Raw genomic sequence first — 16283 nt, 5'->3', positions numbered from 1 at the left:
TTTTTTTTTTTTGGACTACATAAAACCTACATATTCTTGGATTGGCACCTATTTCCTTGTCGAATCGTACTCCACAAGTGAATGGATGTGGCAGAGCGAGTCGCGCTTATTGAGGACGAACTGGCGGCCTTCCGAGAGGGCCTCTCGGTCAGCGATGAGGCGCCGGACTCCGTTCGGCTGGCAACAGCCCGGACCCACGGGAGCCTGTTCGATCCTGCGCTTACCGTAACGGACATCCGGGAAGACCTTAGCCTCACCAGTACCACGTTCTCCGCCCGCTTCCGGCGCCACCACGGCTGCACGCCCGCTTGCTATATCCGCCGACGCCGGGTGGAGGCGGCCAAGTCTCTCCTTCGATACAATGAGTTGCTTATCGCTGACATTGCCTTCCATGTCGGGTACGAGCACTACCGCACCTTTGCCCGGGTCTTCAAGCGCGTGACCGGGCGGTCGCCGCAGGGGTTTCGAGAGCGCGTCGGATCGGTGTGAGGAGAATTGTCCATCGTCATTGTCCAGGCAAATCGTCTACGGCACAGCTCCGCGACGACCATATCTTTTTATTAAGTGTCTCGTTATACTCTCATTCAACCAAGCAACGGAAACAATGATCAACTTCGTTCGAATGTCGGCGCTGCGCTGGCTCACCGTGCCTCTGATATTCTGCGTGATGGCGCTGAGCATCACGGCCTGCGACTCCAGCGGCATAAGTGTCAAGGAGAAGACGCCTCAGCAGCCGACTACGCAGGCCTATAGCGGCAAGACGATCTTCAAGGGGCTGTTCTTCGCCGAAGGTCCGGTGGCGAAGAAATACCCGGAGATCTGGAAGAACCCGTCAGTGACCCAGCAGCTGTCGAAGATGACGACGGAGCAGCAGGCCGAGGCCGAAGAACTGGAGACCAAGATTCTGAACTGGATCGGGGAAGAGCGTCCGCAATTCTTCGGTGAGTTCAGGCAGGCGATTCAGAGTGGGGACCACCTGCAGATTCGAAAGGCGCTTGACAGGTCTTCGACCCTCACGCTGAATGCGATCGAGGACATTACCGGGATAAACCCGGAGAAGGCTGTAGCTAATCCGGCAAAGTCTGCTGGAGAGGGGACGTGTGCTGTCGTCGTCTTTGCAGCCGTGGCAGCTGTCGTGGTGGCTCTCGCGTTCTACGTTGCGGAGATAAGCAAGTCGACCGATTCTTCGCTCCGCGTCGAAGAGTTCGTCGACGAGATTGCGGCGCGTCTGCACAGGCCAGCGGCCTGAGGCGCACCCTGTGAAAACCTGTGGCCTTACCCTGGTGGCACGGTGCCGAATCGCACCGTGTCGCCCTGGACGGCCACCTTCCGCAGCGCGTCCACGACTGAACCTGAGCTCATCCCGTGAACCCATGATGCAGAAGAGAACCACCCTCGAGGAGCAAAACGACGTAGAGCCTGCCGTCGTGAGGAACGTATCCAACACGGCCGCTGTCGCGATTGGACTCGTGATCCTGTTCCTCTGGGGAACGTTCGGGGCCTACATCCTCCAGGCGTCGATGCCCTACAACCCAATCGACCTTCCGTACTCCGATGTCGTGGATATGAGGACGGTGATACCGGAGGGATGGGCGTTCTTCACGCGCAATCCGCGCGAGCCCTCCTCCCGGTTCTACGAAAAGCGCGACGGGACCTGGCAGAGCGCGAGGCTCGGTGCAAATGCTTCTCCGGAAAACCTCTTCGGCCTTAGTCGCCGAGGACGGGGACAGGGCATCGAGGCGGCCCGCCTCATCGAGCAGGCTCCCGACTCGGCGTGGACGAAGTGCAAGGCGTCAGCACGGTCGTGCCTCAAGAGCATCTCGCATGTCCCTACCGTCGAGAATCCATCGCCGCTTCCCACCTTCTGCGGCACAGTTGGGTTCGTTCGCCGCCCGCCCGTTCCGTGGGCGTGGAACGAATCGCGACTAGACATTCACATGCCGGGTCAAGCGTTGAAACTAGACATCCAATGTTAGCAATGGTAGAACGCCTCGGAACTCACTTTCGTAACTTCGCAAGTGCAGACCCTTGGACCAATGCTTACGGTCTAGCCCGAACCTTACTCGCCGTCGGTACGCTGCTCACGTTTCTGTTTAACTCCTCGGCGGGCCTGTTCCGGGAGGCAGTCGGCATCGACAAGATGCCGCCGTGCGACGGGCTTGGGAGCGCGTCCCTATTCTGCCAAGTACCCGGCGACGAGCTGTGGATCGGGCGCATCGCCGCCGTCGTCATTCTGCTGGTCGTCGCCTCCGGCTGGCGTCCCCGCGTCACCGGAGTTCTACACTGGTGGGTGTCGTTCAGCTTCATGACGTCGTCGATCCTGGTGGACGGCGGTGAGCAGATTACGGCCGTCCTTACATTCCTCCTTCTCCCGATTACCCTGACCGACGCTCGGAAGTGGCACTGGTCGACGCGGTCGACTGAGGAGATGGGGGCGTCGACGTGGGAGATGTCGAAGCGCTTCTTGGCGATGAGTGCCTGGATTGTCATCCGGCTTCAGGTCGCTGGCATTTATCTCCACGCCGCCATCGGGAAGATGGCCGTCGACGAGTGGGCCAACGGCACGGTCCTCTACTACTGGTTTACCCACCCGTCCTTCGGGGCGCCCATCTGGCTGGAGCCAGTCGTTATGCCCCTGGTCTCCAACGGGGTCATCGTGTCCCTCCTGACGTGGAGCGTGATCCTGTTCGAACTGACGCTGTTTACCGGGCTAGTCATGGCAAAGCACTGGTGGGGAAAACTGCTGGTTGCCGGCGTCCTGTTCCACACTGCAATCGCGGTCTTCCACGGCCTCATCACCTTCATGTTTGCAATGCTGGGGGCTCTCGTTCTCTTCCTCCGCCCGATTTACGTGCCGTTCGATTTGCCGGAGGTACAGGCGGTCGTCGAGTGGATCCGGTCGGCCATCCGGACCGAAGAAACGGAGGAGCTCGATCTGCCGGAGGTGTCGAAGACCGCTTAGGATTCCTCGCCTTGCCGCCGCTCGCGTCCCCGTCCGCGCACTCCAACGTGTTGACCCGGGCGGATTGCCGCGACGTCGAACCGGAAGGACAATGACCCTCCAGACTCGTTTTGAACCAATAGCCCGCACCGCATGCAGAAGACCTTTTCTGCTGTCCGTACGTTCATCTTCAGCGTTCTTCTTCTCACATGGGGGGTGATGGGAGGACTGCTCTTCGGTCTCCGGCCCGAACCACTGAGCATCGAGTTCATCGCGATTCTCAGCGCCAGCATGCTTCTTCCAGGCCTCGTCGCCGGAGGGGTTCTCCTCGCGAAGGAAGGAGAAACGATTCGCGACCTAGTCCCCTCCATCTCGCTGAGTCCGTGGTTGCTCGTCGCCTGGATCATCCCCGTTCTCGTATGTGCACTCGCCGTCCTCATCGGGGTGAGCACGACTGAGGCGACCTTCACTACGGACCTGTCGGGTCTCGTTAAAAGCCTGAGGGGAGAGGTCTCGCCGGAGCGTATGGAAAGCCTGCGGGCGGAAAACGAGGCGCTTCAGGACTCGTGGCTGGGGCGCCCGTCCGTATTTCTGGCTGTCTCGTTCGTACAGGTGCTAGGGGCTGGCGCCACACTGAATCTCGTCTTTGCGCTCGGCGAAGAGATCGGATGGCGAGGCTTTCTGCATCGCCGACTGGAGGGACTCGGGTTCTGGACAGCGTCCGGCGTCGTGGGCGTCGTCTGGGGTGTCTGGCACGCCCCGGCCGTGTACTACGGCTACAACTTCCCCGATCATCCCTACCTCGGGATCGTGATGATGACGCTTCTGACACTCCTGATGTCGCCGGTTCTGGCCCATCTTCACGCGCAGGCGAGAACGGTGCTTGCTCCGGGCCTGTTCCACGGCACGTTCAATGCCGCAGCTGGCCAGTTGAGCATCATGATCGAGGGGGGGAGCAATCTCGTCGCAGCGCCCATGGGCGCTGCTGGAATAGTCGTCCTTCTGCTGCTGAACGCAGGGGTGTGGGCCCACCGAAACGGGCGGATCTCTTTTCTCACAGCATCCAGTTCAGCCATGCACGACGCTCTGTACAGCCTCTTTCTTGCGGGACTGGCCGCCACGGTGCTGCTCGGGAGTTGCGGCCTCGTGGGAAGCGACGAAAAACCAAAGACTCAGGCCGACAGCACCTTCTTCCGGACCACGCTCAACGGGGAGGAGATATGGAGTGGCAAGCCGGATGCTGCCTTCTCTAAACAGGGAAGATTTGACTGGCTCGCCCTCTTCACCGATTCAATGTACTATCCTGGACTCTACAGGGAAAGTCTATCTTTTCATACACCGTTTCAGGGAACCGGCGAGTACTCAACGGTTGAAATCAAGCGCAAATTGGAAGAGGGTCGATTCCGAACCTCAGGTGCCAGCTTCCATGTGAGCGATGGAGATGCTTTAGTCTCCACCTACTTCCCGACCGAGTGGACGAACCCGGTGAGCCGCCCCGCCGCCGGCCCGACACCCTTCGCTTTACCGATGGAGAGTTCCGCGTGAAGGTGGAGGACCTACGCGACCGGTAGCTCTTCGCGACATCGGGAATGTGTTAATGGGCGGCTCCCATACACCGCAACTCCGAGACGCTCCCTGGCGCGAGCCGTCGCAAATCTCAGCCTTCAACGTGCCATCGTTCCAACGCTACCGGTACCGGCTGAGCGGGTCGTCGTCGTCATCGTCGTCCCCGAAGTCGCCCTCGTCGAAGTCGTCGTCCGGCATGCCGCCATCGCCGATGGAGGAGAGCATCGAGCCCATGATGTCGTCGTAGGTCTGCCCCCCATCGCCGATTTCCTTGCCGACGAGGGAGTGCTGGTGCAGGGCCTCGACGACAAACTCCATTCCCACCCGCGTCTCGCCCTCGGCGTCCGGGGACAGGTGCTCCTCCACGAGCGCCTGCAGGCCATCGATCTGCCCAAGCGTGTCGGCGTAGGCCTGGTTGCTCATGTCCTGATCGATCTCGACGGTGTTCCCCTCCGAGAACCAGCCGAGTACAGCCTCGTACTCGGGCCGCCCTTCCTCCTTGTCGCTTGGGTCGGGAAAGTACTGATTGAAGAGTGCCCGGATGGCCTGTCCGATGAGGGAGAGCGCCACGCTCTCGGCCCCCTCCTGCTCCCCTTCGTAGACGAGCTCCACCTTGCCGGTGATGGCCGGGGCCACGTGCATCAGGTCGCTAACGCGAACGGTGGTCTCGTCTTCGCCATTCAGGAGCGCCCGCCGTTCGGCCGCGGAGATGAGCGCTTCCAATGCCGCCCGCGTCACGCGGACCGAGACGCCAGAGGTCTGGTCGATGTACTCGCTCCCCCGGGCCTCAAATGCCACCTGCTCCACAATTTCGCGGAAGAAGCGCGGGATGTGGACGTCCACCGCCGCCTCGCCGTCGGCACGATCCTGCCACGCCTCCTGCTCGGTGATCGTCATTCCCGTCTCGATCGTCTTCGGGTAGTGGGTGGTAATCTGGCTGTCGATCCGGTCCTTCAGCGGCGTCACCAGGTTGCCGCGGCTTGTGTAGTCCTCCGGGTTGGCGGAGAAAACCATCATGACGTCGAGCGGGAAGCGCACGTTGAACCCGCGGATCTGGATGTCCTGCTCCTCCATGATGTTGAAGAGACCCACCTGAATGCGCGGCTGCAGGTCCGGCAGCTCGTTGATCGCGAAGATACCGCGGTTGGTGCGCGGGACGATGCCGAAGTGGATGACCTCCTCGTCGGCGTAGGTGAGCCGCTCGTTGGCGGCCTTGATGGGGTCGATGTCGCCGATGAGGTCGGCAATCGTGGTGTCCGGGGTCGCCAGCTTCTCGCCGTAGCGCGCCTCTCGGGGCAGCCACTCGATCGGCGTATCGTCCCCATGCTCGTCGACGACCTCACGCCCCTGCTTCGTAATTGGGTTGAAGGGATTCTCATTGAGGGGCGTGTCCGCAATCACGGGGATGTGATCGTCCAGAAGCCGCGGCAACAGGCGAATGAGGCGACTCTTGGCCTGCCCGCGCAGCCCCAGCAGGATGAGGTCGTGCTTCGCAAGGATGGCGTTCTGGATCCGCGGGATGACGGTCTCGTCGTAGCCCAGAATGCCAGGAAAGACCTCTTCGCCGGCCCGAAGCTTCTGCATCAGATTGGCCCGCATCTCATCCTTGACAGAGCGGACCTGGTAGTCGGCCTCTTTAAGTTCGCCAAGCGTCGTGCGATCGGTGAGGGCCATGGAGAAACAACGGTTCGTGGGGAAAGGCAACGACCAAACTAAGACGAGAATGGCACCACAGCCCCCCCTCTGCTGTTCCTCTCATGCGCCGGATGAGCCGCGTATTCCTCCCCAATCCTGTAACGAGTGGACGGCGGTCCCCAGCCCGGACGAGAGCGCCCGATCGAGCCGATCGGCGAGGTCCACGTGGCCGGGCCAGAAGGAGCGGGCCCCTGGCCGTCGCGTGACCGCTGCACGTGCGTGTCACGTGGCGAAAGGGCCTCTGTGATGCGTGGACGAATGCAGGGGACTGCGGCCCGCCGCACCCGCCTCCGCAAACCGCACCCGCTGAGACTTAATTGGGGCTCGGAAAACCGGACATGGCCCCCGAGAGGGCGTTCAGGGCCGGTCTTTCAGAGTCAGTGTTCGGACAAGCGAGGATCCTTCCCCCGGCACGGGTCGGGCGCCACTTTACTGCCCGAACGGAATGGTTACGCCCAGCCAGGGAAGCCCGATGAAGTCCCCCTCGGTTTCTAGCGGCCGTGCCAGGGCAACGTCCACCGCAAAATTCTCAGGGGCCCATCGAACGCCAAACGAGACGAGATTGGCGTCGTCCACGCCCGGGAAGAAGTAGTTTTCGGTAATGAGATAGGTCGTTCGCCCTACACGCGTCATGCCACTCACGTTAATCGCGGGTCGGTCCCCAAATCCACCGTCCGTATAGCCGTAGCCGAGCCCTACGGTGACATTGTGGTCTCGCCCCCCCACCGTGGCGGATCCGTAGACAAGGCCAGCCCCTTCACTATCCCTGGCCCCCAAGACCCCGCCGAACACAGCCCCACCTGCGAGGTGAACGTCGTCGCGAGGCATCGGGATAGACACTTTGGGAAGGAACCAGATCGGTAGGGCCTCTGCGCCGAACAGAAAGATCGGGATCGTCCCGGCCCCCACCGAAAAATGGTCGGTAGCGCCGTAGTTGACATTGTTGAAGAGAATCCAGGTGTTCTGGTAGTACCCTTCTCCCTTTGGAATCTCAAGGGCATTCGGGGCAAAGAAGTAGCGGGTCGACTGCGGGTTCTGAAACCAGTACTCTCCGTCCCGCAAACGACCGGGATCGAGCTCTTCCAGGCGCTCGATGTTCGTCCGCTGGATCGTCACTTCTCCGAGCTGCCGCACGTCGAGGACCACCTCCCCATCGGTCTCGGACACCAACGTGCCCCGGAGGACCTGCCCGTCGGCCGTCTCGACCCTGTACACCGGTCCCTGGGACGTATCCGGCGCCTGAGCATGGACGGAAGAGCCGAGGGCACCGAGAACGAGCAATAATCCCACAACGGCCCACCTGCCCAGTGCGCCCCGAGTGAACCGTACAGTCGTGCCGAGAGACAACGAACATGACATGGATCCTTTGGAATCTATGAGAAGACGGGACCGCAGTGTTATAGTCGCACGGCACAGGATCTTGAGTAACGACTGTGCCGCGATGCACGCTCATAGATGTTCGGCGTCGACCTGAAACACCGGTCACTTCTCCGTAGAGTTCGGCCGTGTCCGGTCTTTCAGGAACCGATGTCCATTTTCTCGAATGCCTCGGACTCCTGCTCGCCGCACTTGGTGAGCAAGCAGCCGATGGTCTCGCGGAAGAGGGGCGAGATGCAGCTCGGGGCGCGGTGGCCCATGGCGTCGGCCACCTCCTCACCCGCCGCGCCTGATGCTGACGACCACGCACCGCGGAGAGCAGGATCGACACGCCGGTCAGGACCACAGTGACGAATCTCGTGCGCATGGGAGGCGCCGCCCTCCTCCGGATCTGCGACCGGCCGCCCGAAGAGCCCTGCGTTGACGGGCACAAGAGCCAGAACCTCGAGAACGCGAAGCAGGCCGCCCCATTGCAGACGCGTCGTGCTCGCTCGATGGATCCGCACGGCTCCAGGATGCCCAAGAACCTGTTTCAATTTCTGTCTCGGGGCTCCGAGCCGCAGTGAGGGCCTGCAAATCGCCTCCGGTCTCAGGCGGTAGCCCCGACCATGACCCGCTTTTCGGCCCATCGATTCTCGCTCTCCCAATCCGATCCAAAATCAACATATAAGGTTCTAAGAGAAGTGGAATTCGTTTCCACACTACACGACAAAAATTCTGAGCAGAGGTCATCCTGAGCGGAGCAACGTCGAAGGACCTCTTTGGCGTCAGCGGAGACAAGACCCGGGACGACGTGCCTCTTTCTGCAGATTCCGCGCTCTTCAAGGAGATTCTTCAGTCGCAGGAGATGAACGTTCGGTCGAGATCCACGGCCCAAGGATCCTTCTCCCCTCGACCGCCGTGACGTCCCGAGGTTTTGCCATCATTTCAGGCACAAACGACGAGACCAAGCCGGCCTGCTCGCCTCTCCCCTCCACCTGCTTCATTCCCCCACTTCCCCTCATGAACTCCTCCTCCCGTGCGATTCTCGGTGCTCTGCTCATTGGATTGTGCGTGGGCGCGCTGCCGGCACAGGCCCAGCGGACCCCTGGTGCCGCCGGGCTCGGAGTTCAGGCCGGCGAGCCGTCGGGCGTGACGCTCAAAATCTACAACGCCGACGGCCCCTCCTACGACGTCCTCGCGGCCTGGAGCTTCGACGACTTTCTCTTCTTGAACGCCCACGCCCTCTTCGAACGACCTCTCGCCATCGAAAACGTGGAGCAGCCGGTGCACTGGTTCGTCGGCCCCGGCGCGTACGTCGGCATCTACGACGATGGGGGGTCGGAGGCAGGCCTGGGCATCAGCGGCACAGTCGGACTCGACATCCTCTTGGCCGAGCAGTTTGAGGTTTACATCCAGGCCACCCCCCGGTTCGAGCTTGTCCGCGAGACGGAGCCCGACATCGGCGGCGGCCTCGGGCTTCGGTACTACTTCTGATTGGTACTACTTCTCCGGAGAGCGCGGCGGGACAGCGCCTGCAGTTCCCGGTCCCGAAGTGCCCGGTGGAGACTGTCCGTGGTCCGTGGGGCCGGGAGGCTTCGGTCGCCACTCCAGCACCTTCAGGCGAGGCTTTGGCGACCGGAGTGTGACGGCGAAGGCGTAGCCGTCCTCCGTGCGGCGCGCATCGAGGTCGAGCGGATAGAAGTTGGGATTGGTCTCCTCGTTTCGCTCCACGAGGCGACGCTGCAGGCGCCCGCGCCGGTCGTAGGCGTCGATCTGGACCCAGCCGGGGCGCAGGTTGAGCACGAAGAGCGTATCGCCGACCGGCGCCGCGGCAGGGCTCAGGAGCGGGGCCTCCGTGGCGTCGCCCTGCCCGAAGGCGTAGCGGCGCTCTAGCATCGGCGAGTCGAACCCCACCAGCGCGAGGCTGTCGGGCGTCGCCTCATCCCGAAAGCCTCGCCGGAGCAGGTCCACTGTGGGCCGAAAGCCCGACAGGCTCACCAGCGTGTCTCCCCACGCCCGGAGAAACCCAGCGTACCGCCAGTGCGGCCCCCGCAGCGGCGCACGGGCCGTCGGCTGTGCATCGGCCCCGAGCCGGGCCACGAACGAGTTTGTGTTCTGTCCTACAACCTTCGCGTACGTCGTCGTATCGGTCGCCAGCATGTAGACGAGGGTCTCCGGGGCGGGGCGCTCGTACGACACCGATCGCTCGACTGAGCGTCGGCCATCGACGACGTAGTCGAGTCGGTTCGACTCGGCGTTGAAGACGACCAGCGTGTCTTCGCGCGTCCCAATTAGGTACGGTGTACGAAACCCTTCGTCCGCCACCTCACGCATGAGGGCCCCGTCGGAGGCAAAACGAAGCAGGCTGTTGCGCTCTACGTCGCTCACGGCCAGCCCCCCGTCTTCCACAAACCGAACCGTTCGCGGATGGGCGAGGGCATGGCCCTCTGTTCCGGTGGTCTGCCAACGCCGTTCCAGGGTGTCCGCCGGCGTGTCCTTCACCACCCGTCGCGAGAGCGAGTCGCTTGGGTACAGGGCCTCACTGGGCTGAGGCTGACAGCTGTACGGCAGGCAGCCCGGAAGGAGCATGCCGCCGACCACAACGACCAAAAGCCCCCGACCAAGGGCGGCAGGGTTCATGAGAAGAGGAAGATTAGAAACGGGTTTACCGTGAAGACTGGGCACTGTACAGCCTGGCCGGGTTGAACGCGTGCACCACCGCTCGTTTCGCCGGTGCAGCCGACACACAGGATTTTCGCTCCGCCTGCATGGGAGCCTCCTGGTTCCTCAGAATATGCAGTTCATCGGCCCGTTCGTGCAGCTCATTCATCAGCCCACTCGGGCGGTGCAGGCCGTAGCGTCCATGTGCACTTCGTAGAACGGGCCGAATCCTCCGACTCGGCTCTCCATCGCACATACTGCATTGACTCGATGAACTGCCCACGGACTCGCCGTGCCGCCCCGCATGCCCACGACTCGTTCCTGGTGCTCTTGGTCCCGATGCATTGGAGCAATCGGAGGCACAGTCATGCTCCTCGGCCTCGCCTCCTGGGTGCCAGCCCTGGCCCAAAACGCGCCGACCGGGACCCTTTCTGGCCGGGTACTGGACGCGGAGGCGGAGGCGCCCCTTGAAAACGCGACCGTCGCACTGTGGAACGAAACCGAGGACGACTCGACGCTCGTCCGGGGGACGGTCACGGGGCCGGAGGGGCGGTTCACCCTTGAGGATGTGGCCGTTGCCTCGTACACCCTCCGGATCAGTTTTGTTGGGTACACGACGCGGCGTGTCCCCGACACGCGGCCGGCCCCGGCCGCCGGCGAGGCCGACCTCGGCACGATCCAACTGGCCCCCAAGACGACTCAGCAGGAGGAGGTGGAGGTCACGGCCGACCGCCCCGCCGCTCGCATTGAGACGGACCGAAACGTCTACAACACGTCCGAGCGGGCCCTGAGTGCCGGCGGCTCGGCCCGCACGGTGCTCGAAGATCTGCCGTCCATCCGCGTCGACATGGACGGGAGCATCAGCTTCCGCGGCAACGAAAGCGTCTCGCTCCAGATCAACGGCGAGCCGGCCTCGCTCCAGGGTCAAAGCCTCGTCAGCTACCTGGAGAGCCTGTCGGCGGACGCCGTGGAGCGCGTGGAGGTCATTCCAAATCCTTCGGCCAAGTACGAGCCCGAGGGGATGTCGGGCATCATCAATATTGTGCTCAGCCGCGACCTCGAGGCGAAATGGAACGGCGGGTTCACGCTCGGGGGCGAGCGCGACGCGAACGACCGGTACGGCGGCACCGGCTCGGCAAACGTGGGCGTCCAGGCCGGGGGCTGGCGCGTCGTGGGCACCTACTCCCATCGCCGCGACCGCGAGGAGGACACCGACTCCCGAATTGTGGAGCGGTTTGCCCAAAACGAAGCAAACACCTGGGTCGACCAGAGCGGGCGCGAGGAAGAACAGGACCGCTCCCACTCCTTCCGGACTAAGGTCGACTACAACTTCGCCGAGGGCACATCTTTGGGCCTGGAGACGAGCGTTAGTCTCCGCCGCGACGAGGAGAACGGACGCACGGACTACTGGGAGTACGCCGGCGGCACCCCCACCGCAGCGACCCGAACGGACCGGTACGTTCGCATCCTGGACAACTCGTCCTCCGACGAGAGCGTGGACGGACGGCTTGACTTCGGGCACGACTTCTCCGAGGACCACAGCCTGGAGGCCCAGGTGCGGTACGACCGGGACTTCGAGACCGAGGACGGCCTCTACAACGTCTACGACATCGAAAATGGAACGCGCCTCGCCTCTCCGCGCAACCAGGAGGTCGACATCGTGAATGAGGACGAGCAGGACGGCTCCCTCGAGATTGACTACTCGCGGCCCCTCGGGGTCTTCTCCCTGGAGACCGGCTACAAGGGCACCCTGCGTCGGCTCGATAGCGATCAGACCTACGAAGACCGGACGACCGTCTTCACATTCGACGAGCAGATCCACGCCGCCTACGGCACGCTGAGCAAGGGCCTCGGCGACTTCCAGCTGGAGGCTGGACTGCGGGCCGAGGCGGTGAACACGACCTTCGACCTCTCCAGCGAAGACGAGGTCACCAACAGCTCGTACGTGAGCGTCTACCCCAGCGCGTTCGTCACGTACAAGCCCACCCCCAAGCAGCAGGCCCGTCTCTCGTACAGCAAGCGCGTGGACCGGCCGAACCTCTGGGACATTAATCCCATCGAGGACAACGAAAACCCAACCTTCCGGGAGCGGGGCAATCCCGGGCTCGACCCAGAGTACATCCACTCCTTCGAGTTGAGCGTGACCCGCCGCTGGGGCATCGGGTCGGTCTCGGTGACTCCGTACCTCCGGCACACCGTCAATGAGATCGAAGAGGTGCGGTTTGAGGAAGAGATCAACGGGCAGACGGTCATTGTCCGCCAGGCGCAGAACCTCTCGACCAGCACCTCCTACGGCACAGAGCTGGTCACAACGTTCAATGCCGGCGACCGTCTGGAGGGCACGATCAGCGGGAACCTGTACCGCTCGGTCACCGACGGCTCCAACGTGACCACCGACCTCAGCCAGGACGCGATCCTGTTCTCGGGCCGTGGCAGCGTCCGCGCCAAGCTGCGGGACGGCCTGCAGCTGGAGCTTAGTCAGTTCTACCGGCCCGCCCGCGACATTCCCCCGCAGGGCCGGATCGACCGCTTCACGAGCACCGAGCTTGCCCTCCAACAGGCGCTGTTCGGAGGGGACGGGAGCCTCACCCTCCGCGTCGACGATCTCCTCAACGACACGAACATGAACATGTGGTACCGGGATCAGGACCTGTATCAGGAGTCGAACATGCAGTGGGGCGCCCGGGAGGTCTCGCTCTCCGTCCAGTACACGTTCGGCTCGGGCTCGAGCGACGACCGGGGAGGACGCAACCGGGACTACCGGTAGGCATTGTTCGGCTCCAGGCAACATGCCCGCACGTCAATGAAGCGGCCGCGCGCGTCCGCCCTGCCTCGTTCACTTCTTCTTTCTGATGCCTCCCCGGAACAGAGCCAGTCTGTTCCCCATCGGGTGTCTTCGATCGCCTCTCCCCCACGGATCCGTTTCGAGAATGAGTGACCGTTCGGGTTTCACATCGCCGAGCCGGGTCGAGTGGGGCCTCGTCGCCGCGTTCTGGGCGACTGTGGCCCTGCTCTCGGTGGGGCAAACCCTTCTCGGCGATGTGTCTGGCGAGGTGCACTGGGGACGGATGGCAGGGGAATTGATTGAATACACCTTGTGGGGCCTCTTCACCCCGGTCGTGTTTTGGTTTGCAAAGGCCCTCCCCGTCGTAGAACCGACCGATACAAAGCAACTGACGGTGGCACGGAACGCGAGCCTACACCTGGCGGTCGCGCTTGCCACGTCCGTCGTGGTCGACCTGAGCGAAGACGCTGTCGAGGCCGCGTTGGGGGAGCGGTCCATCGCCTTTGTCCAGTCGCTGAGCCAATTCTGGTTCACCGACGAGCTGGTCGTCTATCTCGTCATTCTCATGGCTGGCTTTGCCCGGAGCTACTACTTCCAGCAAAAGGCGCGGCAGGAGGAGGCCGCACGCCTAGAAGAGCGCGCCGAGGCCCTCCAATCCCAGCTCACGGAGGCCCGCCTGGAGGCCCTCCGCATGCAGCTCAATCCACATTTTCTGTTCAACACCCTGCACGCAGTGAGCACGCTCGTGGACCGCGACCCGGCCGGTGTGCGGCGCATGATTGCGCGCCTTAGTGAGCTCCTGCGCCACGTGCTCGACGAAGAGGCTCCTCAAGAAGTCCCCCTCTCTCAGGAGCTCGAGTTTCTCGACGACTATTTCGAGATCCAGTCCATCCGCTTTCAGGGACGGCTCGACACGGCGGTGGACGTGCCCTCGTCCCTTCGCGACGCACAGGTGCCCAACCTCATCCTGCAGCCCATCGTCGAGAACGCCATCAAGCACGGGGCCAGTCAGGTGCGCGGCGTGGGGCGCATTGAGGTGCGCGGCCGCCGCGAGGACGATCGGCTCGTGCTGACGGTCACGGACAACGGCCCGGGGCTGCCTGCCTCGCAAGAAGACGGGCTTGGCCTGCGCAACGTCCGGGCCCGGCTGGAAGGGCTCTACGGCGAGCCCCAGACGCTCCACCTGGAGACGGTGCCGGACAAGGGGACGCGGGCCGTGCTCAAATTGCCGTACCACACGCGCGCTTCACTATATGCCGCCGCAGGAACCTCTCCCCCCCCTCCCTCCGTGCCTGACTCCGACCTCGACTAACTCGTCGCACCGTCGTTTCCCTCCGACATGGCCCCCGACGCGACGCCCATCCGTGCCCTCCTCGTCGACGACGAGCCCCTGGCCCGCGAACGCCTGCATGAGCTTCTGGAAGACGCCCCGACGGTCACCGTAGTCGGCGCGGCCGAGGACGGTCTCGAGGCCGTCGAGGCCATTCGGGAACGGGCCCCCGACCTCGTCTTTCTAGACGTGCAGATGCCCGGCAAGAACGGGATCGACGTGATCGAGGAGATCGGGACGGGCGCCATGCCCGTCACCGTGTTTGTGACCGCCTACGACCAGTACGCCATCCAGGCATTCGACCTGGCGGCGGTGGACTACCTGCTCAAGCCGTTCGACGACGAGCGCTTCGAGCAGGCCCTGCGGCGCGCCCGCGAACAGATCGCCAACCAGGCGGATGAGGCCGTGTCCGAGCGGCTCCTGCACCTGCTGCAGGAGCGAGACCCGTCACTGCTAAACGAGGAGCGGTCAAAAGAGAAGCAGTCCCACGACGAGCCCTACCTGCAACGGATCGCCGTACAGGGCCGCGGCAAGGCCCGCATCGTGCCCGTCGACGACCTGACTCACATCACCGCCGACGGCTCCTACGCGGAGCTGCACACCGGCGAGGACACCTACGTCATCCGCGAGCGCATGAAGACCCTCGCCGCCCGCCTCGACCCCGACACGTTCGTGCGGGTGCACCGGTCGGCCATCGTCCGGCTCGACGAGATCGAGATGATCCTGCGGGGGGGCGGGGGCAACTACGCCGTGCGCCTCAAGGGCGGCACACGGGTCAGCGTGAGCCGCAGCCGGGTCGACGAGCTGCAAGACCGCCTCGGCGTCGACGTGCTTCAACGCAACGATGCAGACAACCCGTAGTCCCCAGCGCTATCCCCGCACCGGCGTGGATTTGAGCCGCGGAATGACCTCTCGGCCAATGCGCTGTACCTCCTCCAGCATGGGACTGCATTGCAGCAGCACCAGGTCGAGGCCCGCGTCGGCGTACGCGTTCAGCTTCTCCACGATCTGCTCCGGCGTGCCGACCAGGTCGGGCCGCAGGCCGCGGTTGGAGACGGAGTAGTCCTTCAGGTCCACCTCCGAGTCGAGTTCGGAGTGCTCCACGAAGTCGTCGTAGCTGTCGAAGCCCTCCGCCTCGTGGTCGACCGTGGTAATGCGGTCCAGCTCCTCTCGGGCCTCCTGCTCACTCTCGCGGCAGATCATGTACGCCGCCATCCCGAACTTCATCTCGTCAGGGTCGTGGCCCATCTCGGCGCGGCGCTCACGCAGGTCGTCGATGTCGCCGGCAATCTTGTCGACCGTGCCGCCGTGCATGAGGTAATGGTCGCAGTGGGTGGCGATCATGTTGCGCCCCTCCTCGGAGCCGCCCCCCGCATAGACGGGCACGCCGCCGGGCTGAACGGGCTTGGGCTGCAGGATCGTGTCCTCGATGGTGTAGAAGTCACCGTCGAATGAGAAGCGCTCCTGCGACCAGAGGCCCTTCAGGATCTGCACAAACTCGGCGGAGCGGTCGTAGCGGTCGCTGTGGTCGAGCCAATCGCCGACGTACATCTTCATCTCCTCCTCCCACCAGGCCGACACGAGGTTGATCTCAAACCGTCCGTCGGAGATGTGATCGATGTTGGAAGCCATCTTGGCGGTGACGGCCGGCTCGCGAAAGCCGGGCCGGATGGCGGCCATGATGCGGATGTTGTCCGTCACCGGGGCAAGGGCCGAGGCGGTGGTCCAGCACTCCAGGGCCGGGTGCGACGGGCCGTTGATGTCGTTCAGGTTGAGCTCGGCGATGAGCATCGTCGAGAAGCCGGCGGCGTCGGCCGCCTGCGCGACCTTTCGGTTGTACGCGAACGTGGGCGGCATGCCCTCGTCGTCCACGTTGCGGAGCCAGCCGCCGAAGACGGGAAGCCAGATGCCAAGATCGATCATCGGTGGGTTGAAGGTTAGAAGGT

The 16283-nt window shown here is 63.4% G+C and carries 14 protein-coding genes; 9 read left to right on the top strand and 5 right to left on the bottom strand.

Annotation, left to right across the window (positions count from 1 at the left end):
- The first annotated feature begins 87 nt into the window (after positions 1 to 87).
- The 5 genes from B7R93_RS09110 to B7R93_RS09090 all read left to right on the top strand — a co-directional run bounded on the left by B7R93_RS09110 (position 88) and on the right by B7R93_RS09090 (position 4486).
- A complete protein-coding gene (locus B7R93_RS09110; protein WP_232798239.1) occupies positions 88 to 489 on the top strand; it encodes a helix-turn-helix transcriptional regulator in 402 nt (133 codons plus the stop codon).
- Between the two features lie 115 nt (positions 490 to 604).
- Positions 605 to 1249: a sporulation delaying protein family toxin gene (locus tag B7R93_RS09105; protein ID WP_103020450.1), complete on the top strand. Its 645-nt coding sequence runs from the start codon at positions 605 to 607 to the stop codon at positions 1247 to 1249.
- 124 nt (positions 1250 to 1373) lie between these two features.
- The gene (locus B7R93_RS09100) at positions 1374 to 1976 is read left to right on the top strand and encodes an SdpA family antimicrobial peptide system protein (RefSeq protein WP_103020449.1); all 603 of its coding nucleotides are present in this window, start codon (positions 1374 to 1376) and stop codon (positions 1974 to 1976) included.
- Positions 1970 to 2962, top strand: coding sequence for a sporulation-delaying protein SdpB family protein (locus tag B7R93_RS09095; protein ID WP_103020448.1), 993 nt, complete (start codon positions 1970 to 1972; stop codon positions 2960 to 2962). Before B7R93_RS09100 ends, B7R93_RS09095 begins: the two co-directional genes overlap by 7 nt.
- A gap of 132 nt (positions 2963 to 3094) precedes the next feature.
- Entirely contained in the window at positions 3095 to 4486 is a 1392-nt protein-coding gene (locus tag B7R93_RS09090; protein WP_103020447.1) for a CPBP family glutamic-type intramembrane protease, read from the top strand.
- 141 nt (positions 4487 to 4627) lie between these two features.
- Here the strand turns inward: B7R93_RS09090 and B7R93_RS09085 are convergent, their stop codons facing one another.
- The 3 genes from B7R93_RS09085 to B7R93_RS15310 all read right to left on the bottom strand — a co-directional run bounded on the left by B7R93_RS09085 (position 4628) and on the right by B7R93_RS15310 (position 8010).
- A complete protein-coding gene (locus B7R93_RS09085) occupies positions 4628 to 6181 on the bottom strand; it encodes a MoxR family ATPase (protein WP_103020446.1) in 1554 nt (517 codons plus the stop codon).
- A gap of 450 nt (positions 6182 to 6631) precedes the next feature.
- Positions 6632 to 7492 carry a hypothetical protein gene (locus B7R93_RS09080; protein WP_232798238.1) on the bottom strand — a complete coding sequence of 287 codons (861 nt, stop codon included), beginning with the start codon at positions 7490 to 7492 and terminating at the stop codon, positions 6632 to 6634.
- 227 nt (positions 7493 to 7719) lie between these two features.
- Positions 7720 to 8010, bottom strand: coding sequence for a hypothetical protein (locus tag B7R93_RS15310; protein WP_198598631.1), 291 nt, complete (start codon positions 8008 to 8010; stop codon positions 7720 to 7722).
- A 571-nt stretch (positions 8011 to 8581) separates the two neighbouring features.
- Here B7R93_RS15310 and B7R93_RS09070 point away from each other — a divergent pair.
- On the top strand, positions 8582 to 9055 hold the full coding sequence (locus B7R93_RS09070; RefSeq protein WP_103020444.1) for a hypothetical protein: 474 nt from the start codon (positions 8582 to 8584) through the stop codon (positions 9053 to 9055).
- A gap of 6 nt (positions 9056 to 9061) precedes the next feature.
- Here the strand turns inward: B7R93_RS09070 and B7R93_RS09065 are convergent, their stop codons facing one another.
- Positions 9062 to 10201: an NHL repeat-containing protein gene (locus tag B7R93_RS09065; RefSeq protein WP_157942258.1), complete on the bottom strand. Its 1140-nt coding sequence runs from the start codon at positions 10199 to 10201 to the stop codon at positions 9062 to 9064.
- A gap of 388 nt (positions 10202 to 10589) precedes the next feature.
- Here B7R93_RS09065 and B7R93_RS09060 point away from each other — a divergent pair, with 388 nt between their 5' ends.
- The 3 genes from B7R93_RS09060 to B7R93_RS09050 all read left to right on the top strand — a co-directional run bounded on the left by B7R93_RS09060 (position 10590) and on the right by B7R93_RS09050 (position 15198).
- On the top strand, positions 10590 to 12989 hold the full coding sequence (locus B7R93_RS09060; RefSeq protein WP_232798237.1) for a TonB-dependent receptor domain-containing protein: 2400 nt from the start codon (positions 10590 to 10592) through the stop codon (positions 12987 to 12989).
- A gap of 163 nt (positions 12990 to 13152) precedes the next feature.
- The gene (locus B7R93_RS09055; RefSeq protein ID WP_103020441.1) at positions 13153 to 14319 is read left to right on the top strand and encodes a sensor histidine kinase; all 1167 of its coding nucleotides are present in this window, start codon (positions 13153 to 13155) and stop codon (positions 14317 to 14319) included.
- Positions 14320 to 14346: 27 nt separating this feature from the next.
- Positions 14347 to 15198, top strand: a complete 852-nt coding sequence (locus tag B7R93_RS09050; protein WP_103020440.1) for a LytR/AlgR family response regulator transcription factor — start codon at positions 14347 to 14349, stop codon at positions 15196 to 15198.
- A 9-nt stretch (positions 15199 to 15207) separates the two neighbouring features.
- Here the strand turns inward: B7R93_RS09050 and B7R93_RS09045 are convergent, their stop codons facing one another.
- Positions 15208 to 16257, bottom strand: coding sequence for an LLM class flavin-dependent oxidoreductase (locus B7R93_RS09045; protein ID WP_272482665.1), 1050 nt, complete (start codon positions 16255 to 16257; stop codon positions 15208 to 15210).
- Positions 16258 to 16283 lie beyond the last annotated feature (26 nt).

It is taken from the genome of Salinibacter altiplanensis (assembly GCF_002894645.1).
In the GTDB taxonomy this organism is placed as follows: domain Bacteria; phylum Bacteroidota; class Rhodothermia; order Rhodothermales; family Salinibacteraceae; genus Salinibacter; species Salinibacter altiplanensis.
Note: the sequence above shows the minus strand (reverse complement) of the source record. Positions and strands in the feature narration are given on the sequence as shown.